This is a genomic window from Bradyrhizobium sp. CSS354, assembly GCF_029051725.1.
In the GTDB taxonomy this organism is placed as follows: domain Bacteria; phylum Pseudomonadota; class Alphaproteobacteria; order Rhizobiales; family Xanthobacteraceae; genus Bradyrhizobium.
On sequence record NZ_JAACFU010000014.1, the window covers coordinates 36220 to 59903 of the forward strand.

20 protein-coding genes are annotated in these 23684 nt (G+C 64.0%); 5 read left to right on the plus strand and 15 right to left on the minus strand.

Translation table 11 applies throughout. The annotated features are described in order from the left end of the window. Positions 1-47 precede the first annotated feature (47 nt). The 10 genes from mdoH to GWG67_RS27980 form a co-directional block, all read right to left on the minus strand. A complete protein-coding gene (gene mdoH / locus GWG67_RS27935) occupies positions 48-2192 on the minus strand; it encodes a glucans biosynthesis glucosyltransferase MdoH (RefSeq protein ID WP_275172561.1) in 2145 nt (714 codons plus the stop codon). After that, entirely contained in the window at positions 2180-3685 is a 1506-nt protein-coding gene (locus GWG67_RS27940) for a glucan biosynthesis protein G (protein ID WP_275172656.1), read from the minus strand. Before GWG67_RS27940 ends, mdoH begins: the two co-directional genes overlap by 13 nt. Before the next feature lie 238 nt (positions 3686-3923). Beyond that, the gene (locus GWG67_RS27945) at positions 3924-4751 is read right to left on the minus strand and encodes a hypothetical protein (RefSeq protein WP_275172562.1); all 828 of its coding nucleotides are present in this window, start codon (positions 4749-4751) and stop codon (positions 3924-3926) included. An 81-nt stretch (positions 4752-4832) separates the two neighbouring features. After that, a complete protein-coding gene (fsrB, locus tag GWG67_RS27950; RefSeq protein ID WP_275172563.1) occupies positions 4833-6122 on the minus strand; it encodes a siderophore utilization protein FsrB in 1290 nt (429 codons plus the stop codon). Between the two features lie 175 nt (positions 6123-6297). Then, the gene (locus tag GWG67_RS27955) at positions 6298-8286 is read right to left on the minus strand and encodes a TonB-dependent siderophore receptor (protein ID WP_275172564.1); all 1989 of its coding nucleotides are present in this window, start codon (positions 8284-8286) and stop codon (positions 6298-6300) included. Positions 8287-8804: 518 nt separating this feature from the next. Then, positions 8805-9470, minus strand: coding sequence for a methionine ABC transporter permease (locus GWG67_RS27960; RefSeq protein WP_106943594.1), 666 nt, complete (start codon positions 9468-9470; stop codon positions 8805-8807). Continuing rightward, positions 9460-10608 carry a methionine ABC transporter ATP-binding protein gene (locus tag GWG67_RS27965; RefSeq protein WP_275172565.1) on the minus strand — a complete coding sequence of 383 codons (1149 nt, stop codon included), beginning with the start codon at positions 10606-10608 and terminating at the stop codon, positions 9460-9462. The genes GWG67_RS27960 and GWG67_RS27965 overlap by 11 nt, the downstream gene beginning before the upstream one ends. A 231-nt stretch (positions 10609-10839) precedes the next feature. Next, complete coding sequence (locus tag GWG67_RS27970) at positions 10840-12312, minus strand: DASS family sodium-coupled anion symporter (protein WP_275172566.1); 1473 nt, start codon at positions 12310-12312, stop codon at positions 10840-10842. A gap of 113 nt (positions 12313-12425) precedes the next feature. Next, on the minus strand, positions 12426-13232 hold the full coding sequence (locus GWG67_RS27975; RefSeq protein ID WP_275172567.1) for an enoyl-CoA hydratase/isomerase family protein: 807 nt from the start codon (positions 13230-13232) through the stop codon (positions 12426-12428). A 33-nt stretch (positions 13233-13265) separates the two neighbouring features. Then, positions 13266-14024 carry a hypothetical protein gene (locus tag GWG67_RS27980; RefSeq protein ID WP_275172569.1) on the minus strand — a complete coding sequence of 253 codons (759 nt, stop codon included), beginning with the start codon at positions 14022-14024 and terminating at the stop codon, positions 13266-13268. A 62-nt stretch (positions 14025-14086) separates the two neighbouring features. Here GWG67_RS27980 and nthA point away from each other — a divergent pair, with 62 nt between their 5' ends. The 3 genes from nthA to GWG67_RS27995 are packed head-to-tail and all read left to right on the plus strand — an operon-like array spanning position 14087 to position 15746. Further along, the gene (nthA, locus tag GWG67_RS27985) at positions 14087-14713 is read left to right on the plus strand and encodes a nitrile hydratase subunit alpha (protein WP_275172570.1); all 627 of its coding nucleotides are present in this window, start codon (positions 14087-14089) and stop codon (positions 14711-14713) included. Then, positions 14710-15369: a nitrile hydratase subunit beta gene (gene nthB, locus GWG67_RS27990; protein WP_275172572.1), complete on the plus strand. Its 660-nt coding sequence runs from the start codon at positions 14710-14712 to the stop codon at positions 15367-15369. Before nthA ends, nthB begins: the two co-directional genes overlap by 4 nt. Next, positions 15369-15746 (plus strand): nitrile hydratase accessory protein, encoded by a 378-nt coding sequence (locus GWG67_RS27995; protein ID WP_275172573.1) that lies wholly within the window; start codon positions 15369-15371, stop codon positions 15744-15746. Before nthB ends, GWG67_RS27995 begins: the two co-directional genes overlap by 1 nt. Positions 15747-15865: 119 nt before the next feature. On the opposite strand, the gene queC is transcribed toward GWG67_RS27995, so the two are convergent. Then, positions 15866-16579, minus strand: coding sequence for a 7-cyano-7-deazaguanine synthase QueC (queC, locus tag GWG67_RS28000; protein ID WP_275172574.1), 714 nt, complete (start codon positions 16577-16579; stop codon positions 15866-15868). Positions 16580-16718: 139 nt separating this feature from the next. Here queC and mazG point away from each other — a divergent pair, with 139 nt between their 5' ends. Continuing rightward, positions 16719-17573: a nucleoside triphosphate pyrophosphohydrolase gene (mazG, locus tag GWG67_RS28005; RefSeq protein WP_275172575.1), complete on the plus strand. Its 855-nt coding sequence runs from the start codon at positions 16719-16721 to the stop codon at positions 17571-17573. 122 nt (positions 17574-17695) lie between these two features. Here mazG and hflX read toward each other — a convergent pair whose 3' ends face one another. The 4 genes from hflX to GWG67_RS28025 form a co-directional block, all read right to left on the minus strand. Then, positions 17696-19078 (minus strand): GTPase HflX, encoded by a 1383-nt coding sequence (hflX, locus tag GWG67_RS28010; protein ID WP_275172576.1) that lies wholly within the window; start codon positions 19076-19078, stop codon positions 17696-17698. Between the two features lie 11 nt (positions 19079-19089). Then, entirely contained in the window at positions 19090-19338 is a 249-nt protein-coding gene (gene hfq, locus GWG67_RS28015; protein ID WP_007591126.1) for an RNA chaperone Hfq, read from the minus strand. A gap of 238 nt (positions 19339-19576) precedes the next feature. Further along, positions 19577-20947 (minus strand): sigma-54 dependent transcriptional regulator, encoded by a 1371-nt coding sequence (locus GWG67_RS28020; protein WP_007591127.1) that lies wholly within the window; start codon positions 20945-20947, stop codon positions 19577-19579. Between the two features lie 17 nt (positions 20948-20964). Continuing rightward, positions 20965-23358 carry a PAS domain-containing sensor histidine kinase gene (locus GWG67_RS28025; RefSeq protein WP_275172577.1) on the minus strand — a complete coding sequence of 798 codons (2394 nt, stop codon included), beginning with the start codon at positions 23356-23358 and terminating at the stop codon, positions 20965-20967. A 164-nt stretch (positions 23359-23522) separates the two neighbouring features. Between GWG67_RS28025 and GWG67_RS28030 the strand changes: the two genes are divergently transcribed. Beyond that, positions 23523-23678, plus strand: a complete 156-nt coding sequence (locus GWG67_RS28030) for a hypothetical protein (RefSeq protein ID WP_275172662.1) — start codon at positions 23523-23525, stop codon at positions 23676-23678. The last annotated feature ends 6 nt before the right edge of the window (positions 23679-23684 follow it).

The following is a 23684-nucleotide window of genomic DNA, read 5'->3' on the forward strand; positions in this document are numbered from 1 at the left end:
CCCGAGCACCACCGGGTCGTCAACGCCCTCACCTACAACGCGATGACCTAGACATCCGCGGAAGCGGTAGCTCGCGGCATTCGCATGACTTGCTCGAGGGGGTGTCGGTGCTTCAGCACGGCAAGGGTCTCGCGTGCGCTGAGGCTGCTGACGACTTCCTCGAAATTGTCGCTCTGCTCGATCTTGGCCCGGCCGATCGCGAGATCTATGTCGATCTGGCCCGATTTGCGAGGCGGCGTTTGGAGTGACTGCATGTGCGGTCCCAGCAACGCGGGGTTCTGTCTAAGTTCGATCAGAGCCGCGCGTGCCCGGATCCGATCCAGGCCGGCAAGCTCTCTCGCCCTCTGCAGCAGTGCCGGCACGCGATTGTCCTCCGGGGTCGCAAACAGATGCGCGATTGGCGGCGCCGTCGACGTGACGAGACCGATCGGAATGGCGCAAACGAGGCCGATGATCACCGGTGACATCCAGAGCAGCAGCGGAAGCGACACAGCGTAGGCGCTTGCCGCCATGGCCAGACCGCATAGGGTCGGCACCGTGAATTTGCGATAGACTTCATCGCGCGTGATCCTGCCATCGCTTCGCCGTTGCACTTGCCAGCCCGCATCACGGCCCAGCAGGATCTCCGCCACGGCGGTGGATTGAAAGATCATCATGGATGGGGCGATCAAGGCGGCAAGCAGGCTCTCGGCGACCACCGCCAGCAGCACGCGAAATCCGCCGCCGAATGCCTGCCGTTCCGCACGCCTGGTGAGCAAAACGAGGTAGGCCAGCAATTTGGGCACGATAAGCAGCCCCATCGTCGCGGCAAAGACCCAGGCGGCGAGCACGGGGTCCTGTGCGGGCCACGTTGGAAACAACGAGAAGCCCTTGGGAAAATACTCCGGCTTGACGAAATAGGCCTGCAAGGAGATCAGGATTCCGAGCAATAGAAACAGCAGCCACAGGGGCGCGGTGAGATAGGAGCCGATCCCGGTCAACAGGTGAAGCCTGGAGACCCAGTGCAGGCCTCTAGCCGGCAAAACGGCAAGATGCTGGAGATTGCCCTGACACCAGCGACGGTCCCGCGCCGCGAAATCCAGTAGCGACGGTGGCACCTCCTCGAAACTCCCACCGAGACCTGGAGCCATGAAAATCCCCCACCCCGCCCGCCGCATCAGTGCGGCTTCGACAAAATCGTGGCTGAGGATGTGCCCGCCGAAAGGTTTCCTCCCGCGCAATTCGGGCAAGCCCGCCTCTTGCGCAAAAGCCTGCACCCGGATGATGGCATTGTGTCCCCAGTAGTTGCCCTCTGAGGCGTGCCACCAGGCGTTTCCGGCGGCGATCAGCGGACCGTACAAACGGCCCGAAAACTGCTGAAGCCGGCTAATCAGGGTTCGCGCATTGACGACGATCGGAAGCGTCTGAATCAGCGCGGCCTGCGGGTTTGCTTCCATCGCGCCCACCAGCCGAACGATGGTCTCTCCGCTCATCAGACTGTCCGCGTCCAGAATGATCATGTAGTCGTAGGCGCCACCGAACCGCCTCACCCATTCGGCAATGTTGCCGGACTTTCGAGCGGTGTTGTCGGATCGGTGACGATAGTAGAGATGGCCCGAACCGCAGTTTCGCTGCAGCTCCAGAAACGCAAGCTCCTCGGCAATCCAGATGTCCGGATCTGTCGTGTCGCTGAGCAGAAACCAATCGAACAACGGGGCCTGTCCGGTTTCGCCTACCGACTCGTACATAGCGCGGAGGCGCGCCATGAGATGGTGCTGATCCTCGTTATAGGTCGGCAACAGCATAGCCGTTCGGCCGGTGATCGCGGGCAGCGGACCGTGGCTGTTAATTGGCAGCACATCCGGTCGGCCCCGCAGGAGCACAAAAAAGCCGGCCACTGAAGACACGAACGAAAACGCGATCCAGGCGAGCAGCACGAGGAACAGCCCGAACACCATGCCTTCGAGGACCGTGACGCCACCAACCTTGAGAACATCGTACATCTCAACAGCGCCCGCAGCGGTAATAGCGACCGTTCCGCCAAGAATGAACAGGCGCCGCGCTGTAACGGCAGGGGCGGTCCGCAGTCGCCCCGGATCGGCACGATTGGTCGCGTCCAATCGGCAGGGCAGCATCGGGAGAGGCGTTTCATCGGGAAGATACCGAATGCCAAGCTCAGGCGAGAGCGCGGGTGACGACGTCAGGGCGCCCATCGGTAAACCCAGACTTCAGAGATCGGTTGGTCGCCCTGCATCAAGATCGCCCTCAACTCGATCGGCGCGTCCTTCACGGCGCACTGAAAACTAAGGCGCCACCCACCCGTTTCCGGGTTTGGTTGTGTGACGACGTTCTTGATCTCGGATTTGTCGGCGCTGACGGCACCCCTTACCTTGTTGGGATCGACCGCCTTCAGTCCGTCACCAACGAGTTCGAGCACGAACAGTTTGCTGTCGTCGCCCCGCGCGCCAACGCCTGTGCGGGTGAACCGGGCCAGCGAATTGGGCTTCGGCGCGTCCGGACCCCAGTGCAGGCGGTAGGTGTAGTTGTTTTCGCTCTTGGCCTGGAGGGCCGTCTTCGGGCGCCAGAAGGCGGCGATGTTGTCGTGAACTTCCTCCTTCGTCGGGATCTCAAAGAGGACCACACTGCCCTCTCCCCAATCTCCAATCGGTTCGACCCAGAGGCTCGGGCGACGCTCAAAGCGCGATTCGATGTCCTCGTAGGCAAAGAAATTTCTCTCCCGCTGCATCAGACCGAAGCCGCGCGGATTGAGGTCATTGAATGTGCTGGCCTGCAGATCGCGTGGATTGTTGAGCGGACGCCAGAGTTGCTCGCCCTTTCCGTTGAACACGGCGAGCCCATCGGAGTCATGTACGGCAGGACGGAAATCGTCGACATCGTGTCGGTCGTTCGGGCCGAAAAAGAACATGCTCGTCATGGGCGCCAGGCCGGCATGTTGCAGCTCGATCCGCGGATAGAGCGACATTTCCACGTCGAAGACCGTCGGAGCGCCTGGCCTGATAGTGAAGCGATAGCTTGCCGTAGCGCTCTTGCTGTCGAGCAGCGCATGTACCACGACGGATGTGGCACCCGGCGCGGGCTTCTCCAGCCAAAAGGCCTTGAAGAGAGGAAATTCCTCTCCCTTGCTCTCGCCGGTATCGATCGACAGACCGCGCGCGGACAGGCCATAGGTCTCGCCTTTGGCAACGGCACGGAAGTAGCTGGCGCCGAGAAACGCGCAAACCTCGTCGTAGTAGTCGGGCCGATTGATCGGGGCGTGAATGCGAAAGCCGGCAAATCCGAGATCGGCGTCCGGTACCTGACCGATATTGTCACCGAATGCGAAATCGTCGCGTCGGTACCTGATCGGTACCGCTCGTCCGCCGGAGACCTCGTAAATGTCGACCTTGTTCTTATAGAAAAAGCCGCGGTGGAAAAACTGGACCTCGAAGGGCAGCTTCTCGCTGCGCCAAGCCGCGCGCTCTGGCAGAAAGCGAATTGATCGGTACTGATCGTAGGTGAGATCCCTAAGCGCGTCCGGGACCTTTTCCTCTGGTGGCGCAAAGGGCTTACTCGCCAAATTGCGGGCAAGCTCGCGGACATAAGAGGGGCCAAACGGCAACTCCGCCGCCGATGCCGCAGAGACTGCGCCAGGTAGCAGCGTTGCCAATGGCAATGCCGAGGCTTCCAGGAATTGTCGACGATTCAAGTGTGCTACCCGTTCGGTTCCAACCGCAGTGCAACCCCCTCGTCGCGAACGAGTTCCAGGGTCGTCGTCGAATCCGACCACGGTGTTGCCGACGACCTCGTCGATGCGGCTCGGGGTGGTTTCGCGCTGCCGGGCCTCGGTTGCATCTGCGGGACGAGCTGCAATTTCCGATTGCGCATTCTCGAGCGATGGCGCCGCGCGCAACGCTGTAGCGCTCGAAGGTAATTGGATGATCGCTCTAGCGCAGCGGCAGCAGCTCCAACTGGCTCTGCGCCTTCTTGACGGCTGCGGCGAACCAGCCCTGGCTTGGCGCTTCCTTGGCGAAGCACGCCGTGTACGCGGTCATCGCATTGTCTTCGCGTGTGATGTCGCCGCGCGGGTCCTTCTTGTCGATGGGTTTGGCCATCATCTGCTTCCAGACTTTCTCGCAGGTCGGGATCTCGGCTGTCTTCACCGCATCGCTTGCAGCGAGGAAGTAGACCTTGTCGCCTTGAATCGCGACGACGTCGATTTCCTGCGGAGGTCCCTTCAGGTCGCCATTGCCGCGCACGCCCAGCACGGCGACCGCGGCGCTCGTCCCCGCGGGCTTCGTGATCGGCAACTCGGCATATTTGGCGAAGGCAGAGTCCTGGATGGCTTGATAGTAAAAGCGGTCCGACTTGAATGCCGCGCCGATCTCCTGCGGCATGCCGTCCTCGCGGTGCTCGCGCAGCCAGTGCTTGAGCAGGGCGGTAGTGGTCACGACGGCCTGCATCTTGTCGCCTTCGGAGGCGAAGCCGAGCCCGTCGAGATGGCCGAAGCCGGAGTCGCCCTTGAAGAGCGTGTCCGCGTTCGTCTTGCCATCGGCCGGCAATCCCTTGATCGCGACGGGGCCCACCAGACCACGCAGGACGCCCGTCAACTCCTTGAGCGCCGCATCGTGCTGCTTATAGGTCTCGTCGTTCTCCTTGGCTTTCGAGAACTTGACGATGTAGCGATCGCGGAGGTCGAGATAGCGCTGCTCGGGGCCAGCCGCATGGGCAGGCGCGGCGAAAGCGAGCAGGCAGAGCAAGGCGAGCGATCTCATGGGATTTCCGGCAAGGCTGGGTGCGATCTCCAGTCTTTGTGCCCGTGCCGGGCCCGAAGGTTCATCCGCGAAGGTCGCGCCCTACTCCGCCGGCGTGAGCTGCTGGCCGACGCGCATCGCCGCCGTCTCACGCACCCGGACACGCGCGCGGCGCTTGCGCCACCAGATCACGATTCCGGTGACTGAGAGCGCTGCCACGACCAGCCCCATGATCGAGATCAGGATGCGGCCGAACAGCCCGACGATGCGGCCCGAATGCAGCGGGAATTGTGCCTGCACGAAGATGTCGGCGGCGGTGCCGACCCAGGGCAGCCTTTCGCCGATCGGACGGCCGTCCTCGCTGTCGTAATAGAGCTGCGCCGGGCCGACGCCGCCGGCGCCGTGATCGTGGCCTGGATGGAAGAAGGCCGCGGCATAGACACCATGGGCCGGGCCGTAATTGACCGAGCCGACCGGGACGGTCCACCCTCGCCCCTTGCCGTCGGCCGACGCGCGCGCGGCGATGTCGGCGAAGCTCACCTTGGGCTCGATGGGATCGTCGAGATCGCGATACGGCCGCTGCTCATAGGGTGTCGGTGTGTAGTTCGACACCATCTTCATCAGCGGCGAGAACACCTCGAAATAGAGGTTCAGCGAGAATGCCGTGAAGGCGATGATGAACAGCACGCCCCAGGTCCACAGGCTGAAAGCGCGATGGATGTCGAAATTGATCCGGTAGGCGCTGCCTGACGTCTTGATGGTCCACGCCGGCGCCCAACGCGCCCAGAAGCCGCGTTCGAGCTGGCGCGTGACCTGGGGCGCCCGCGCCGCCCTGGCGCCCCTGCGGGAGGGCAGCGTCAGGTAGAAGCCGACGAAGCAGTCGATGGTCCAGATGATGGCGATAATTCCGAGCAGGCGCATGCCCCAGCGGTCGCTGCCCCAGAATTCCGGGATATGCATGGTGTAGTGCAACTTGTAGAGGAACGAGACGAAGTTCTCGCGCGTCACCGGCCATACCGCGCCCCAATAGCGCCGACCGAGCTCCGCGCCGGTGTTGGGGTCGAGGAAGATTTGATTGTAGTCGAGCGCGTAGCGCTTGCCGGTCGCAGGATCAATCCGCGGCATGACGAAGAACCACAGCGAGTGGCCCTCCTCCGGCGTCATGAACAGGTAGACGACGCGCGCACGGGGATCGCGCTGCTCGATCATCTTCGCGAGATCAATCGAGGGAATGGCCGGGCCCTTGCTGCTGACGTCGAACAGATGGCTGTTCAGGACCTCGTCGATCTCATGATCCCAGGAGATGATCGCCCCGGTGATGCCGGAGAAGAACAGGAATCCGGCCGTGAGCAGTCCCGCCCAGCGATGTAGCTTGCCGAATATCGCTCTCATCGTTCAGATCTCGCCAAGTACACGAGCAAAGTGTGTGAGTGCCGAAGCTTCCGCAACGTCATGCCCGGGCTTGTCCCGGGCATCCACGTTCTTAGTGCCGCGTGAAAGATCGTCATGGCCGGGACAAGCCCGGCCATGACGACCTCTCCTGGAGCCTCATCGTCCTCATTTCAACTCACCACCGATAAGTCAGCTTGCCGATCGCCTTGCGTCCTTCTGCATAGAAGCAGCCCGACAGGCTGTAGCAGGCGGCGACATAGCGGGTGTCGGCGAGGTTGGTGACGTTCAGCGACAGGCGCCAATTGTCCCTGGTGTAGGCGAGCAGCGCGTCCAGCACGGTCGAGGATCCGACCTTGAACGTGTTGGCGTCATCGCCCCAGGTCGCGCCGACATAGCGGACGCCGCCACCGAACTGCAGGCCCGCGAGCGGCCCGGTCTGAAGCGTGTAATCGTTCCACAGCGAGCCGCGGTTGAGCGGCACGGTGACCGGCGCCTTGCCGACATTGACCGGATCCTGGGAGACCGTTGCATCGACATAGGCATAGGCCGCGCGCAGGTTCCAGCCGTCGGCGAGCGACATCGTGCCTTCGAGTTCGAGGCCGCGCGATTTTACCTGACCGGTCTGTTCGGCGATGTTGAGCGGAGGCGCAAAGGTAACGACGTTGTCGCGCGTCAGGTCGAAGGCGGCGAAGGTGAACAGCGCGTTCCAGCCGAGCGGCTGGTACTTGACGCCCACCTCGTACTGCACGCCGGTCTCGGGATTGAGCAGCTGTCCGGTCACCCCGGTCGCGAGCACCGGCAGAAATGACTCGGAATAGCTGAAATATGGCGCGATGCCGTTGTCGAAATTGTACATCAATGCGGCGCGGCCGGTGAACGCCGACGCATCCGTCGAGACGGACGTATTGAAGATGCCGCTGTCCACCTGCGTCGTCACGAAATCCTGACGCCCACTGAGCTGGAACGAGAGCCGGCCGAGCTTGATCTGGTCCTGCGCGTAGAGGCCGACCTGCGACTGCTTGACGCCGGTGTCGTCGCTCATGGCGCCCATGGTCCAGTCGTAGCTGTAGACCGGGTTGAAGACGTTGATCTCGGGCGCGGACGTCGTGACGCCAAAGGCGGTGTCGCGGAATCTGGTGTTGCGATAGTCTATCCCCACCAGCGTTGTGTGGCTGAGGAAGCCGGTGGTGAACTTGCCCTGGAGCTGATTGTCCACCGCGAAAGAGTTGATGTAGGAGTTGCTGTAGCTGCCGAAACGCGCGAGCTGTCCCGCGGCCTCGTCGGTATAGCCTCCGCCGAAGAACACCTTCTCCTCGTTGTGCTGATAGGCGTAACGCAAATTCTGCCGGAACGTGATGTTGTCGGTGAAATTGTGCGAGAGCTGGTAGCCGGCGGTCGCGATTTCGGTGTTGAACGCGTTGAAGCTCGGCACGCCCGCGAAGAACGAGACGGGGATGGCGCGGCCGTTGTTCGGCCACACGGTGCCCGAGGCCGGCAGGAACTGGAGGCCCCACCCTGCCCGGTCGCGCTGGTAGTTGGCGAGGATCGTGATGGTGGTGTCCTCGTTCGGCTTGAACGTGACGGCCGGCGCGATGAAGACGCGGTTGTCCTTGGTGAAGTCGACCTGGGTCTCGCCGTCACGGACGACGCCGGTCAGGCGCCACAGCACAGTGCCGTCCTTGTTGGCGGGACCGCCCATGTCGAACTGGCCTTGATAGCGGTTGAAGCTGCCGCCGGAGATCGAGACCTCGCCGAATTGCTGGGCCGTCGGCAGCTTGGTGACGTAGTTGAGGATGCCGCCGGTGCCGCTGCCGCCATACATCGCCGAGGACGGACCCTTGAGGACCTCGAGACGCTCGGCGCCGTAGGGATCGAGGCCGTTGAAGTGCACGTAATTGCTTGAGGGAATCCGCAAGCCGTCGACGTAGAGGCCCGACATGGTGGTGTCGAAGCCGCGGATCTGGAGGGCGCCGAAGCGGGTGTCCGAACCACCATTGACGTCGCCGCTGACGCCGGCGGTGTAGCGCAGCGCCTCGCCGATCGAGACCGCGCCCTGATTCCTGACCTGGTCGGTGGTGACGACGGAGACGGACTGCGGGGTTTCGATCAGCGGCGTATCCGTCTTGGTCGCGGTGCCGCTGCGTGTCGCAACGAAACCGCGCACCGGACCATTGGCGCGTTCACCCGTGGCGCCGTTCGACGATGCCGACTGGGTTGGCGCGGCTTGCTGAGCCGGGGAGCGACGATTGGCACGTGCGGTGCGTGTCGCCCCTGACCGTCGCGTTGAGGCGACCGCCGCAGGCCGGGCGCGCTGAGCCGGGGCTTCGACGGTGACGGCGGGAATCTGCGTCTGCGCCTCCACGGCACCGAAGGGAGCGACGAGACCAAACGTACTGGCCGCTCCGAGGAAGAGAATCCGTATCTGTCGACGACGCGTGTCGGAACGCGAAGCAAGTTGGAAGTCGGTCACGTTTGTCGAGGCCCCACGCACTGCCGGCTTCGCCGGTATCGTTCTTGATGCCTCGCCCTAACGCAGGCGATTTCGGAGCGCGATAGGAACCGTGTTAGAATTTCTCCAGACGCGCGCGCAGCGCGTGCGACGAATGCGCTCAGTCGTGTCTCGAAGTTTGGAATGTTTCCAGACCGACAAGAACCTGCTTGTTCGAAATGTCTGAAACGGCGTCAGCGATGTCGCAGCCGGCGATTGACCCGGCGCGCGAGATAATCGCCGGCGCTCTGCACGAGCTGCACCAGCGCGATCAACACCACGACGACGGCGAGCATCATCTCCGGCATGAAGCGCTGATAGCCGTAGCGGATGCCGAGATCGCCCAGGCCCCCGCCTCCGACGGCGCCGACCATGGCGGAATAGCCGAGCAGGCTGACCACCGCGAGCGTCAGTGCCAGCAGAAGACCCGGCAGCGCTTCGGGAATCAGTACCTTGAGCACGATCTGCATCGGCGATGCTCCGAAGGAAGACGCCGTCTCGATCAGGCCGCCATCGACCTCGCGGATCGCTGCCTCGACCAGGCGCGCGATGAAGGGCGCCGATGCGATCGTCAACGGCACGATCGCCGCCGTCGATCCGATCGAGGTGCCGGCCACCAGCCGCGTGAACGGGATGATAGCGACGACCAGGATGATGAAGGGCGTGGACCGCGTCGCATTGACGACGATGCCGAGCACCCGATTGACGACGGGCGCCGCGAACAGCTCGCCTTTCCGGCTGGTCGCGAGAAAGACGCCGAGCGGCAGGCCAAAGGCGGTGCCGATCAGCGCCGCGAGCCCGACCATGTACAAGCTCTCGCCGGTGGCCTGGACGATCAGGTTGATGAGTTCAGGCGACATAGCCGAGACGCTCCGCGGGGAATTGATATTGTGAGAGCCAGGCCAGCGTGCGTGTCGTCGCGTCCTCGCCGCCGGACGTGCCGAGAGGGATACCAAGCGTCAGCGAGCCCACGTGCTGGCCGCCGATCTCGTCGATGCGGGCCGACAGCAGCGACACGTCGAGGCCGAGCTCGCGCGCCAGCCGCGCCACCAGCGTGTCGCCGGCCCCTGCCCCGCGCACCTGGACGCGGATCACCGCCTGTCCGCCCGCAAGCGGCACCGAAACGATCCGGCTCGCCAGCGACACCGGCAGGCTGTCTCCGATCGCTTCGGCCAGGAAGGATTGCGTGATCGGATGCTTCGGGTGGGTGAAGATGTCGGCGACATGGCCGCTCTCGACGACGTGGCCGGCATCGAGCACCACGACGTCCTTGGCGAGCTGGCGTACCACGGACATCTCGTGGGTGATCAGCACGATGGTCACGCCCAGCTCGCGGTTGATGTTCGCGAGCAGATCGAGGATCGCCCGTGTGGTCTGCGGATCGAGCGCCGAGGTCGCCTCGTCCGACAGCAGCACGCTCGGTCGCGTCGCCAAGGCCCGCGCGATGCCGACGCGCTGCTTCTGGCCACCTGAGAGTTCTGACGGGTAGCGGTCGTGCTTGTCGGCGATCCCGACAAGCGTAAGCAGCTCCGCAACGCGCGCGCGGATATCGGCCTTGGCCCAGCCGGCGATCTCCAACGGCAGCGCGATGTTGGCGGCTGCGGTACGCGAGGACAGCAGGTTGAAGTGCTGGAAGATCATGCCGATCGAGCGCTGCGCGAGCCGCAGTTCGCGACCTGAGAGCGCTGAGATGTCACGGCCATCGACGACGACGCGGCCCGTGGTCGGCCTCTCCAGCCCGTTGATGAGCCGGACCAGGCTCGATTTGCCGGCGCCGGAACGGCCGATGACGCCGGTGATCGAACCGCGCGGGATCGCGAAGTCGATGTTTTGCAGGGCATGGACGCCGGGCTTGCCGCGATAGGCCGGATAGGTTTTCGCGATGCCTTCGAAGCGGACCATCACGTCGGGCGCAGTCGCGGGTGAGATCGCGTCGAGCTTTTCGATCGGCTGTCCGATCGCGAGCGACGGGTGGACGTTCATGGAGGCGGCCTTCATGCACAATAGTTCCGCTTGCCCCTTGGGGCATCCGGGAACCGGTCGCATCAAGCGACGGAGAGTGAAACCGCGATGAGGACTCGGCTGGAGCGCGCTGCACCGCAGCAGGCACCATCGCCCGTTCAGCTCTCTCTGGCAATGTCAGATATCTGCGGGGAGTTGGACGAAGTTTTCCAAATTTCTCCCCGCTGAAGAAAATTCATCTGCCGCCGTATTGGCCTCGCGCCCGGCTCAGGTGACCCGCAACCAGGGCCATACGATCAGCAGGAGCCCCGCGAAATAGAGCATCCCGAACATCAGCCCAAAACCCCAGAACTGACCCTTGCCGATATAGCCGCTTCCGAAATACATCGGCGCGGGCCCCGTCGCGTAAGGCGAGATCACCCCCATCAGGCCGAGCGAATACATGCAGAGCATGGCCAGCGTCGTGACCGGCAGGTCGGGGATGCCGGATCCGACCGCGAGCACCACGGGCAGCACGGCGGCGGCATGCGAGGTGATGCTCGAAAAGAAATAGTGGATCCAGAAGAACAGCGCGACCAGCAGGAGCATCGCGGTCGACGGCGACAGCCCGGCGAGCGGCTTTGCATATTCGGTGGCGAACCATTTGATGAAGCCGATCTCGTTGAGGCCCGAGGCCAGCGTCAGCAGCGAGGTGAAATAGAAGAACACTTCCCAGGCGCTCTTCTCGGCGACGATGTCGGAAAAATCGATCACGCCCGTCACCAGCATCAGCGAGATCACGATGAACACGACGGTGGTGGCGTTGACGAAATTCGAGCCCAGAAGCGGCACGCGGATGTCCGGGCTCGAGCCCGCGATCCACAGGAACATCGCGAGCAGGATCAGCGCCAGCATGATCCACTCGTTGCGCGACATCGTACCCATCTCCGCGAGCTCCTTCGATGCCCATTCGGAAATTTCCGGGCTGCTCTTCACCTCGGGGCGGCAGACTGCGTAGCTGAGCAGTGGGACCAGCACCATCAGGAGGAGGCCGAGCGGCGCAAAGCCCAAGAACCACTGTGCCCAGCTGACGTCGATTCCGACGGTCTTCTTGGCGATAGCCAGCGCCGCCGCATTGGGCGCGAGCGCGGTGAAAAACAATGAGCTGGTGACGGCGGTCGAGGCGAATGCGGTCCACATCACGTAGGTGCCGATCCTGCCGGCGGTCGGTCCAGGCTCGGAGCCATAGATGCGCGGGATGTTGCTAATGATGGGATAGACGATGCCGCCGCTGCGCGCGGTGTTGGACGGTGTCGCCGGCGCCAGCAAGAAGTCCGACATCGCCACCGCATAGCCGAGGCCGAGCGTGTTGCGGCCGAGCTTTTGCACCAGCACGAGCGCAATGCGGCGGCCCAGCTGGCTCTTGCGATAACCGATCGAGAACACGAAGGCGCCGACGATGAGCCACACCGTGCTCTCGGCAAAGCCCGCCAGCATCCAGCGCAGCGACTTGGTCGGGTCGGGATCGATATAACCGCCGACACCGGCAACCGTCAGCCCGATCAGGCCGACCGCGCCGACCGGCATCGATTCCAGGATGAGCCCGGTGATGACGGCCGCGAAGACGGCAAAATAGTGCCACTGATTGACGTTGAGCCCTGCCGGCACCGGCCACAGATAGATCACCAGCCACACCGCGAGCGGCGCGATCAGCTTCCAGCGAAACCCTTTCGCCTCAGGCGCCTGCGAGCTAGTGGTCATGGGCCCTCCCCCTCGATTGCCGTCGTGTTCTACCGGCCGTTGACCGAGCCGCTTTTGTCCCAGCGCGGCGTATACGTTTTGTCCGCGGCGCAATCAATGTCCCGAGCCGGCTTCTACCGCCCTCTGAACTTCGGTTTGCGTCGCGTCAGGAACGCCTCGACGCCCTCCTTGTGGTCGTCGCTGAGGCTTGCCAGGGCGAACTGGTCGACGTCCATATGGCTGGCGAGATCATCCAGCGCATGCGCCAGCCGGTTGACCGTGAGTTTCGTCATGGCAACGGAGAGTGGCGGCTGCGCTGCCACCTTGCGCGCAAGCTCCATCGCGGCATCGAACGCATGGCCAGGATCGACCACCTGTTCGACCAGGCCCCACTCAAAGGCCTCATCCGCGCTGATGCGCTGATCGGCCAGGATCACCGCCTGCTTGGTGCGAGCCGGGCCGATCAGGTGCAGCATGCGCGGAATGCTCTGCCAGCTCATATTCATGCCGAGCCCGATCTCGGGCACGCGTAGATGGGCATCGCGTCCCATGATACGGAAGTCGAGCGCGACAGCCAGCGCTACGCCGCCGCCGATGCAAAAGCCCTCGATGGCGGCGATCGTGATCTGCTCCATCTCCTGCCAGGCGTGGGTCAGGCGCGGTCCGAGCTTGAGATGCCGCCGCAGCGTGCCGAGGTCCATGTCCTTGCGCGAGCGGCCTTCGGCATCCTTGAGGTCGAAGCCGGCGCTGAACGTGTCCGCGCTGCCTGTCAGCACCACGACAGAGGTTGCGGCGTCATCCTCGAAACTGCGCGCGGCCGCGGTGAGCTGGCGCAGCGCCTCCGGCGACAGCGCGTTGATGCCGTCGCCGCGGTCGAACCGCACCACCGCAATCCGCCCCTCCGGCCCGAGGCCCTTCTCGATCTTCACATAGTCAGGCAACGCAATCTCCCCTGGTCTTGGTCTTCTTGGTGCTCACAGATGCCCGGTACGTCGATGTTCGGGTTCGCTTCCATGGACCGGAAACCGGACCGTGGTCCCGATGGTGATCCAGTCGGCATTTTCGCCGGTGATGTTGCGGCCGTAGATCACATCAAGGGAGAATATCTCGTTCGGACGATAGCGGACACCGGTCTGGAAACGCGGCTGCACGACGCTTGTGATCTCGGAGGCGCCGGCCTGACCGAACGCCTCGATCGTCCATTGCAGGGTGTCGGTGAATTTCCAATCGAAGCCGACGCCGTAGGTCAGGTAATGGCGAGCCACCGTGCGATCCCAGAGCCAGCCGCCGTTGACGTTGATGCGTGTGGTCTCCGACAGGCGGAAGGTCGCGGGGATGACGACAAAGGCGGACAGGGCATCGCCGGTCGACGCGTCGAATGATCCGCCGCCATAGGCCGACAATCCCCATCGGCCTATTCCGGTCGGGACGAAATTCGTCTTGGCTTTTGGAGCTAGCGTCGTGCTCCAGTCGCCATCGCTCCGGGCCCCGATGGTCTGCAGGCTCAGCTCGATCGGCCTGAGGGGATCGACGACACAGGAGGGATTGGCGACCGCCGAAAAATCCGTGTTGGAAGCCGTCGACAGCCAGCTTTCCACCTTGCAGGAGCCGACGTCGGAAATGTCGGCGGCATCGACCGCATAGGCGCCATTCGCCGCGCGCGCATCCTGCCCCGCGAATGCGCCAAGGGCCGCGATTGCGGCGGTTATTCCGGTTCTTGCAGCCCAACCCATGGTGCGATGTTAGCAGAGTCTTCGCCTCGACAACGCCCGGATTCTGGGACTATCTTCGCCCCATGAGCGACCATCATCATCACCACGATCACGACCATTCCGAGCTGTCGGAGACCGAGCTGCGCGTGCGCGCGCTCGAGACGATCCTGACCGAAAAAGGCTATGTCGAGCCGGCCGCGCTCGACGCCATCATCCAGGCCTATGAGACCCGGATCGGTCCCCATAACGGCGCGCGCGTCGTCGCCAAGGCCTGGAGCGATCCGGCTTTCAAGACGGCACTGCTGGAGGACGGCTCGAAGGCGATCGGCACGCTCGGCCATGTCAGCCGCGTCGGCGACCACCTCGTCGTGGTCGAGAACACGCCGCAGCGTCACAACATGGTCGTGTGCACGCTGTGCTCCTGCTACCCCTGGGAAATGCTGGGGCTGCCGCCGGTCTGGTACAAGGCCGCACCCTATCGCTCCCGCGCGGTGAAGGACCCGCGCGGCGTGCTCGCCGATTTCGGCGTGCAGGTCGCCAAGGACGTTGAAATCCGAGTATGGGATTCGACCGCCGAAACGCGCTTTCTTGTGCTGCCGATGCGTCCCGCTGGGACCGATGGCTGGAGCGAGGAGCAGCTCGCCGAGCTGGTCACGCGCGATTCCATGATCGGCACCGGCTTTCCCAAGGTGCCCGGAGCGCCGTCATGAACGGCGTGCACGACATGGGCGGCATGGACGGCTTCGGCAAGGTCGAGCCCGAGCCGAACGAGCCGGTGTTCCACGAAGAATGGGAGTCGCGTGTTCTCGCCATGGTGCGGGCGATGGGCGCGGCCGGCGCCTTCAATATCGACACCTCGCGCTTCTATCGCGAGACGATCCCGCCGCACGTCTATCTCTCGAGCTCCTATTACAAGAAATGGTTTCTCGGGCTCGAGGAGATGCTGATCGAGAAAGGGTATCTCACCCGGGAGGAAGTCGCCGCCGGCCACGCGATGCAGCCGGCCAAGGCGCTCAAGCACGGCAAGTTCGATCTCGGCCAGGTCGAACGCATCATGGTGCGCGGCAAGTTCGCCCGTCCTGCCTCGGCGCCGGCCAAATTCAACATCGGCGACCGCGTGCGTGCGAAGAACATTCATCCCGCGACCCACACCCGCCTGCCGCGCTACGTGCGCGGCCATGTCGGCGTCGTCGAGCTGAACCATGGCTGCCACGTGTTTCCGGATTCGGCGGCGATGGAGCTCGGCGAGAATCCGCAATGGCTCTACACGGTGGTATTCGAGGGCCGCGATCTCTGGGGCGCGGACGGCGATCCGACCTCGAAAGTCTCGATCGATGCGTTCGAGCCGTATCTGGACCCGGCGTGATGAGCAGCACGGCTGCTGCTGCCGCGACGGCAGCGATCCCGAGCATTCCGCGCGACGATGACGGCCCGGTGTTTCGCGCACCCTGGGAGGCGCACGCCTTCGCGATGGCGCTGACCCTGCACGAACGCGGCGTGTTCACCTGGCCCGAATGGGCGGCAGCCCTGGCCTCCGAGATCAAGCGCGCGCAGGCGGCCGGCGATCCTGACACGGGCGAGACCTACTATCTCCATTGGCTCGCCACGCTGGAGGGCCTCGTCGCAGGCAAGGGCGTTGCGTCTGCGGAGACGTTGCACCGCTACCGCGACGCCTGGGACCACGCGGCGGATCGCACCCCGCACGGCAAGCCGATCGAGCTGAAGGCGGAGGATTTTCGGTAAGCTGCCTCGACATATTCCGTCATTGCGAGCGTAGCGAAGCAATCCAGAATCCCTCCTCAAAGGTAGTCTGGATTGCTTCGTCGCAAGAGCTCCTCGCAATGACGGCGGAGTGAGGCGTGTCACCGTCCCGCCACATACTCCCGCCACCCCTTCGCCCGCAGGCTGCACGCCGGGCACTCGCCGCAGCCGTAGCCCCAATCATGTTGCGCGCCGCGTTCGCCGAGATAGCAGGTGTGCGACTGCTCGCGAATGAGATCGACCAGCCCGTCGCCGCCGAGGTCGTGAGCGAGCTTCCACGTCGCCGCTTTGTCGATCCACATCAGCGGGGTATGCAGCTCGAACTTGCGCGCCATGCCGAGCGACAGCGCGGCCTGCATGGCGCGGATGGTGTCGTCGCGGCAATCGGGGTAGCCGGAATAGTCGGTCTCGCACATGCCGCCGACGATGTGACTGATGCCGCGCCGGTAGGCCAGCGCCGCGGCGAATGTCAAGAACACCAGGTTGCGGCCGGGCACGAACGTGTTCGGCAGGCCGTCAGCGCCCATCGCAATCGCGACGTCGCGCGTCAGCGCCGTCTCGGACACCGCCGCCAGCGTCGGGATCGACAGCGTGTGGCTCTCGCCAAGCCTGGAAGCCCAATCCACGCGCAGGCCCTTGATGCCGTCGAACAGCCGGTCGCGGCAGGCAAGCTCGATGGCGTGGCGCTGGCCGTAATCGAATCCCAGCGTCTCCACGCGTGCAAAGCGGTTCAGCGCCCAGGCGAGGCAGGTGGTGGAATCCTGGCCGCCGGAAAACAGCACCAGCGCGGTTTCGGATGAAGATGCGTCATTCATGGCCCGCGCTTTAGCACTGCGCGCACGGCTCGCCAATCTGGCCCGCCAACCGGTGGAAATCACCTTGTTCCGCCGCGCTGCGCTGGGAACGAGGGCCCGCTTTTGGCATAAGGCTTGGGAGCCAGGAGACTGCCCCGCAATGACCCCTTCCCGCGACATTTCCCGCCTGATCGAGATCATGGCGGCGCTGCGCACGCCGATGACCGGCTGCCCCTGGGACCTCGAGCAGAATTTTGCGACCATCGCGCCGTATACGATCGAGGAAGCCTATGAGGTGGTCGAGGCCATCAGCCGCGGCGACCTCGACGATCTCTGCGAGGAGCTCGGCGACCTCCTGCTCCAGGTCGTCTTCCACGCCCAGATGGCGTCGGAGCAGAACGCGTTCGCGTTTGGCGATGTCGTCGAGGTCATCACGCGAAAAATGATCCGGCGCCATCCCCACGTCTTCGCCGACAAGGAGGGCAACCTCGCCTCCTCCCACGTGAAGGAAGTCTGGAACCGCATCAAGGCGGAGGAGAAAGCCGAGCGCGCCGCGCGCCGGCCGCCGCAGGAAGCGCCGTCCCACAAGTCGCTGCTGTCAGGCGTGAAGGCCGGCCAGCCCGCACTGACGCGCGCCATGGAGCTGCAGCGCAAGGCCTCCACTGTCGGCTTCGACTGGAACGATCCGCGCGCGGTGCTGGCAAAAATCCGCGAGGAAGCCGACGAGATCGAGGCCGCGCTTGATCGCAACGACAGCAAGGGATTGGCGGAGGAGACCGGCGACCTGATGTTCGCGCTCGTCAACCTCGCCCGTCATGTCGATGCCGATCCGGAAGCCGCGCTGCGTGCGACCAATGCAAAGTTCGAGCGGCGGTTTGGGTTCATCGAGCGGGCGCTGGAAGCACAGGGGCGCACGCTGGAGCAGGCGTCGCTCGCGGAGATGGACGCGTTGTGGAACGAGGCGAAGGGTGAGGAGCAGTCGTCACCGGAAGGACGCAAGCAAGCCCACCGTTAACTCAGGTGCCGTAGCCCGGATGGAGCGCAGCGAAATCCGGGTTCTTCAAACCACTCTAGCGGCCCCGGATTGCGCTGCGCTCCATCCGGGCTACGGGTCTGAGTTGCAGGGACAAGCGCGGCTTACGCGGACAGTCGCGGCACGGCATCGAACCTGGCCACCACGATATCCCGCTTGGTCTCATCCACCCGTACTGTCATGGCGAAGCGGCCGTCGTGCAGCTCTTTCGCCAGCACTTCGGCATTCCGGTGCAGCCAGCTGATGCCGGCGCCGTCGGAGGCATCGATCGAGAGGTCGAGCGTGATGCGTTTGGCGGCCAAGCGCTCCTCGATCGCGGCGAGCAGCGCGTCGACCCCCTCGCCCGACACGGCCGACACCAGCATCGCCGGATGATCCTCCGGCCTGCGCGCGGCGATGTTCAAAAGCTCTTCGCGCTGTTCGGGACCATAACGGTCGATCTTGTTCCAGACCTCAATGATGCGGCCTGAATCATCGGGATTGATGCCGAGCTGGCGCAGCACGGCGTCAACGTCGCTCTGCTGCGCCTCGGCGTCGTCGTGCGAGATATCGCGCACATGCAGGATGACGTCGGCTTCCAGCACCTCCTCCAGCGTGGCGCGGAAGGCGGCGACGAGCTGCGTCGGCAAATTGGAGATGAAACCAACGGTGTCCGACAGCATCGCCTTGCCGCCATGCGGCAGCGTGAGCGCGCGCAGGGTAGGATCCAGCGTGGCGAACAGCATATCGGCGGCCTGCACGTCGGCGCGGGTTAGACGGTTGAACAGCGTCGATTTGCCGGCATTGGTGTAGCCGACCAGCGCCACGACGCGGTATGGCACGCGCTGGCGGCCTGCGCGATGCAGGCGGCGTGTGGCCTGCACCTTCTTCAGCTCGCCCTCGAGCTTGGAGATGCGCTCCTGGATCAGGCGGCGGTCGGCTTCGATCTGGGTCTCGCCGGGACCGCCCATGAATCCAAAGCCGCCGCGCTGGCGTTCGAGATGGGTCCATGAGCGCACCAGGCGCGAACGTTGATAGTTGAGATGCGCGAGCTCGACCTGGAGCGAGCCTTCCTTGGTCTTGGCGCGGCGGCCGAAGATTTCCAAAATGAGCCCGGTGCGGTCGAGCACCTTTGCCTGCAGCTCCTTCTCAAGATTGCGCTGCTGGATCGGCGCAAGCGCGCAATCCATCACCACGAGCTCGACGTCGAGGCTCTTGGCGAGCGCAGCGATCTCCTCGACCTTGCCCTTGCCGATAAAGGTCGCAGGGCGGATCTGGTTGATCGGCGCTATGATGGCATCGGCAACGACGAGATCGATCGCGCGCGCGAGGCCGGCAGCTTCGTCGAGCCGGGCTTCCGCGTCACGCAGGACATGAGCTTCCGATTGCGCGTCGGCATTGCCTGCGCGCACTCGCAAATAGGGACCGATGACAAGCACCCGCCCCGTCTGCTTATCCCCTGCCGACCGCGGACGGTCGGCATCCCCGTCGAAATTCCGGGGTTCCAATCAGATCACTCTCAAGCCGGCTGGTCCTCGCCGCCTTCGAACAACTGGATCGGAGCGCCCGGCATGATGGTCGAGATCGCATGCTTGTAGACGAGCTGCGAGTGACCGTCGCGCCGAAGCAGCAAACAGAAATTGTCGAACCAGGTCACGATGCCCTGGAGCTTCACTCCGTTGACCAGAAAGATCGTCAGTGGCGTTTTGGTTTTGCGAACGTGATTAAGGAAGGTGTCCTGCAGGTTTTGTGCGCGGTCTGCCGCCATTGTTTTTTTCTCGCTTTGAGTTTCTTTTTATTGCGCCGGTTGCGGCCCTCTTTTGAAAATTGGGGGTCCTCGTCCGGTTGCCGTCCCTCATGAGATCCCCCTCGGAGGAACAGCGGTTCAATTAGAGGACAGGTAGGCTTATTAGGCAAGCCGCTTCACGCGGCAGCCCACGCCGTATTGCCCCGAAAAACTACGGAAATCGATGATTTTCCTCGCCTATTCCAACGACGTCGCAGCGTTAGCCGACGCCGAGCGCCTTCAACTTCCGGTGCAGTGCCGAGCGTTCCATGCCAACAAACTCGGCCGTGCGAGAAATATTTCCTGAGAAACGGCTGATCTGTGCAATCAAATAGTCGCGCTCGAACACTTCGCGCGCTTCGCGCAGCGGCAGGCCCATGATGTGCTCGCCATTGTTGCTGGTCGGCATCGCCGGCACCATGGAGCCGACGTCCTGCGGCAGCATGTCGGCCGTGATGATGACTTCAGGCCCGCCCGCGGCCAGAATCATGACTCTCTCAACGTTGTTGCGGAGCTGGCGCACATTGCCCGGCCAAACATGCGACTGCAGCACCGCCATCGCGTCCTGGCCGATCTGCCGCTTGGGCAGGCCGCTGCCCGCGGAGATCTGCTCCATGAAATAGTCGATCAATTCCGGAATGTCCTCACGCCGCTCCGACAATGCGGGCACGCGGATCGGGACCACCGAGAGCCGGTGATAGAGGTCCTCGCGGAAATGACCGGCCGCGATCTCCTCTTCGAGGTTGCGCGCGGTGGACGAGATGATGCGGACGTCGACCTGCACCTTGCCGTTGCCGCCGACGCGCTGGAACGACTGCTCGACCAGCACGCGCAAGATCTTGTTCTGGGTCTCGCGCGGCATGTCCGCGATTTCGTCGATGAACAGCGTGCCACCATGGGCCTCTTCGAGCGCGCCGGGCTTGCGCGCGTGCTCGCCGTTGGACTGCTCGATGCCGAACAGCTCGTGCTCCATCCGCTCGGGCGTGATCGCAGCGGCGTTGATGACGACGAAGGGGCCGTCGGCGCGGCCCGAGGCCGTGTGCAGCGTGCGCGCGGTCAGTTCCTTGCCGGCGCCGGCGGGGCCGACGATCAGGATGCGGCTGTTGGCCTTGGCCGCACGCTCGATGGTCTGGCGCAGCTGGTTCATGCTGGGGGAGCGGCCGACCAGCGAGCTTGCGCTCGGCGCGAGCTGCTTCAGCTCCTTGACCTCGCGCTTGAGCCGCGAGTTCTCCAGTGCACGGTTCGCGACCAGGATCAGCCGGTCGGTCTTGAACGGCTTCTCGATGAAGTCGTAGGCGCCACGCTTGATCGCGGCGACCGCGGTCTCGATGTTGCCGTGGCCGGAGATCATCACGACCGGGAGATCGGGGTTGTCCTTCTTGACCTGCTCCAAGAGCTGCAAGCCGTCGAGCTTGGAGCCCTGCAGCCAGATGTCGAGGAACACCAGATGCGGCCTGCGGTTGGCGATCTCAGCGAGCGCCGTATCGCTGTCGCGCGCGGTCCGGGTCACGAAGCCCTCGTCTTCGAGGATGCCCGCAACGAGATCCCGAATATCGGCCTCATCATCGACAATCAGAATTTCACTTGCCATGGGTCGCGCCTGTTTTCTCAGCTGCCTGTTGAGGCTTCGATCTTCGTTGAATCATTGGTCTTTTCAGCCGGCTCTTTGGTTTCGGCGGCCGCCTGTTTTGTTTCCGGATCCTTGACGGATTGCGTGGCCGTTTCACCGATTTCCGGCTTGGCCGTTGCCGCGGCTGCCGGTTCGGCCCCCTCGCTTTTCGCGGGAGCGCCGGAGATCGCAAAACGCATCCGCATCCAGGCGCCACGCTGGCCCTCGCGGAAGTCCGAGGCATCCTTCAGTTCGATGCGCCCGCCATGGTCTTCCAGCACGCGACCGACGATCGCGAGCCCAAGGCCGGTGCCCTTGGCGCGTGTCGTCACATAGGGCTCGAGAAGGCGCGAGCGCGCCACCTTGGGCAGGCCGATGCCGTTGTCGACGACGTCGATCAGCACGTCCTCGCCCTCGCGCGAGACCACGACGTCGATCCGGCCCTTGCCGAGCTCCTCGAGGGGGACCTGCTCGATCGCCTCGGTGGCGTTCTTGACGATGTTGGTGACGGCCTGCGAGATCAGCCGCCGGTCGAACTGGGCGCGCAGCGGGTCTTCCCTAAACTCGGCCTCGATATCGATCTCGGGGTGAGCGACCTTCATCAGGAACACCGCCTGCCGCACTGTGTCGGCGACGTCCTCACCTTCCATCACCGGCTTCGGCATCCGCGCAAAGCGGGAGAACTCGTCGACCATGCGGCGGATATCGTCGACCTGGCGGACGATGGTGTCGGTGCACTGTTCGAAGATCTGCTTGTCCTTGCCCTCGGTAATGTCCTTGCCGAATTTGCGGCGAATACGCTCGGCGGAGAGCTGGATCGGGGTCAGCGGGTTCTTGATCTCATGCGCGATGCGGCGCGCGACGTCGCCCCAGGCCGAGGTGCGTTGCGCCGAGACCAGTTCGGTGATGTCGTCGAGCGTGATGATGTAGCTGTCGTGCGGCTGGCTGGTCTTCTCGGCGCTGACGCGGACCGACAGATTGCGTTCCTGCCCATCACGCGTGATCGTGATCTGCCCCTGCACCAGGCGCTGGGTCCCTTCCCGCGCTGTCTTCATCATCTCTTCGAGCTCGGGCAGCACATCGGAGAGCGGATGGCCGAGCGTCTCGGCTTCGGAGTGCCCGATCAGCTTTTCGGCGGAACGGTTGAGAATGCCGACGCTGCCTGAATTATCCACGCCGATGATGCCGGCGCTCGCGGACGACAGCACCGCCTCGATGAAGCGGCGGCGGCTGTCGATGAGGTCGCTGGCGTTGACGAGCTCGTCACGCTGGCTGCGCAACTCCTCCGTCATCTTGTTGAAGGTTTCACCCAGCTGGGCGAGGTCGCCTTCCGACTGGTGCACCGGCACTTTCACATGGAGATCGCCGGTCGAGACCGTCTGGGCCGCATTCATTAGCCGCCGGATCGGCGAGACCAGCGAGTTGGCGAAGTTGAGGCCGATCAGTACCGACGCCATCAGGATGGTCAGCGCGATCACCGCGAACATTAGCGCGAACGCGACCTGGATGCCGAGCCGGCGCGACTCGATCTGGGCATATTCGGCGACGCTGACCTCGGTCTGCTTGAGCTGCTGGACCACGTTGGGATCGAGCGGCCGCGCGACATACAGGAAGGTGTCGCTGAAGGCGCGCAAGCGGACCACCGCGGCGACGAAGCTCGCATCGGGCAGCACCGCGATCTCGGGCTCGGATTCGTTGACGTTGCTGAGGAAGTCCGGCGCCGGCGGCGAATAGGCCAGCCGCATGCCGGTGTCGGCGGATTCGAGAATGTTGGTGTTCTTGTCGATGATCATCGCGCCCGGCAGGTTGCGGGAGGCGGCGCTGGACGTCAGCAATTCGCGAAAAGAGCGGCGATCCTGGTCATAGAGCGGCCGCGCGTGGGCGATGTCATTGGCCATGCCGAGAATGTCGCCCCGGATCAGCTGCGCGTGGTCCTGCATGTAGGCCCGCGCGATCGTCAGCGAATTCTGGATCACCTCCTTGGTCGGGCCGGAGAACAGGCGGTCGAGGCCGCGCTCGATGGTGACGTTGGCGACGACGGCGACCAGCACCGCCGGCAGCACCGCCACGATCGAGAACAGGCTGACGATCTGGACATGGAGGCGCGCCGCCGCCCTGCCCCGCCGTCGCGCCAGGATCAACTGCCAGAGCTCGCGGATGATGATGCCGACCAGCAGCAGGATGGTGGCTGCGTTGCTCAGATAGAACGAACGGACAACTTGCGGCGTCAGTTCGATGCTGGTGAGGCCGGTCAGGACCAGGAAGGTGAGCAAGGCCGACAGCAGGGCCAGGGCCACGGCAAACGGCGCCAGCCAGCGTCGCGCCGACCAACGCCGGGGCTCTTCCGCTGGGGCCGTGTCAAAGGATGCGGCCGAGGTGTCTGCGCTGATCATTCCGGCAATGGGTGCTGAAAACGGGGTCCGCGGCGGGCGGATACTGATGTATTCGTACCACATTGTTGCCGAATTGCGACAATTCCGCGGCGCCCCCGCCGCGACCGACCCGCGCATCCACAGCGATATGCCGGAGCACGGGAACGGATTTCGGCTCCGGCGGCTTGACCACCATGCACAAATTCTTTCTCGCAATGATGGTGTCGGCCGTGCTGCTGCTGATCGTAGCGGCGGATCTGCTGGTCAATGGTCTCGGGGTGCACGAGCCCAATGCGAACGTCGCCAGCGCGATACAGGTAGCAGGCCGATTTGTCAGATAGGTGTGA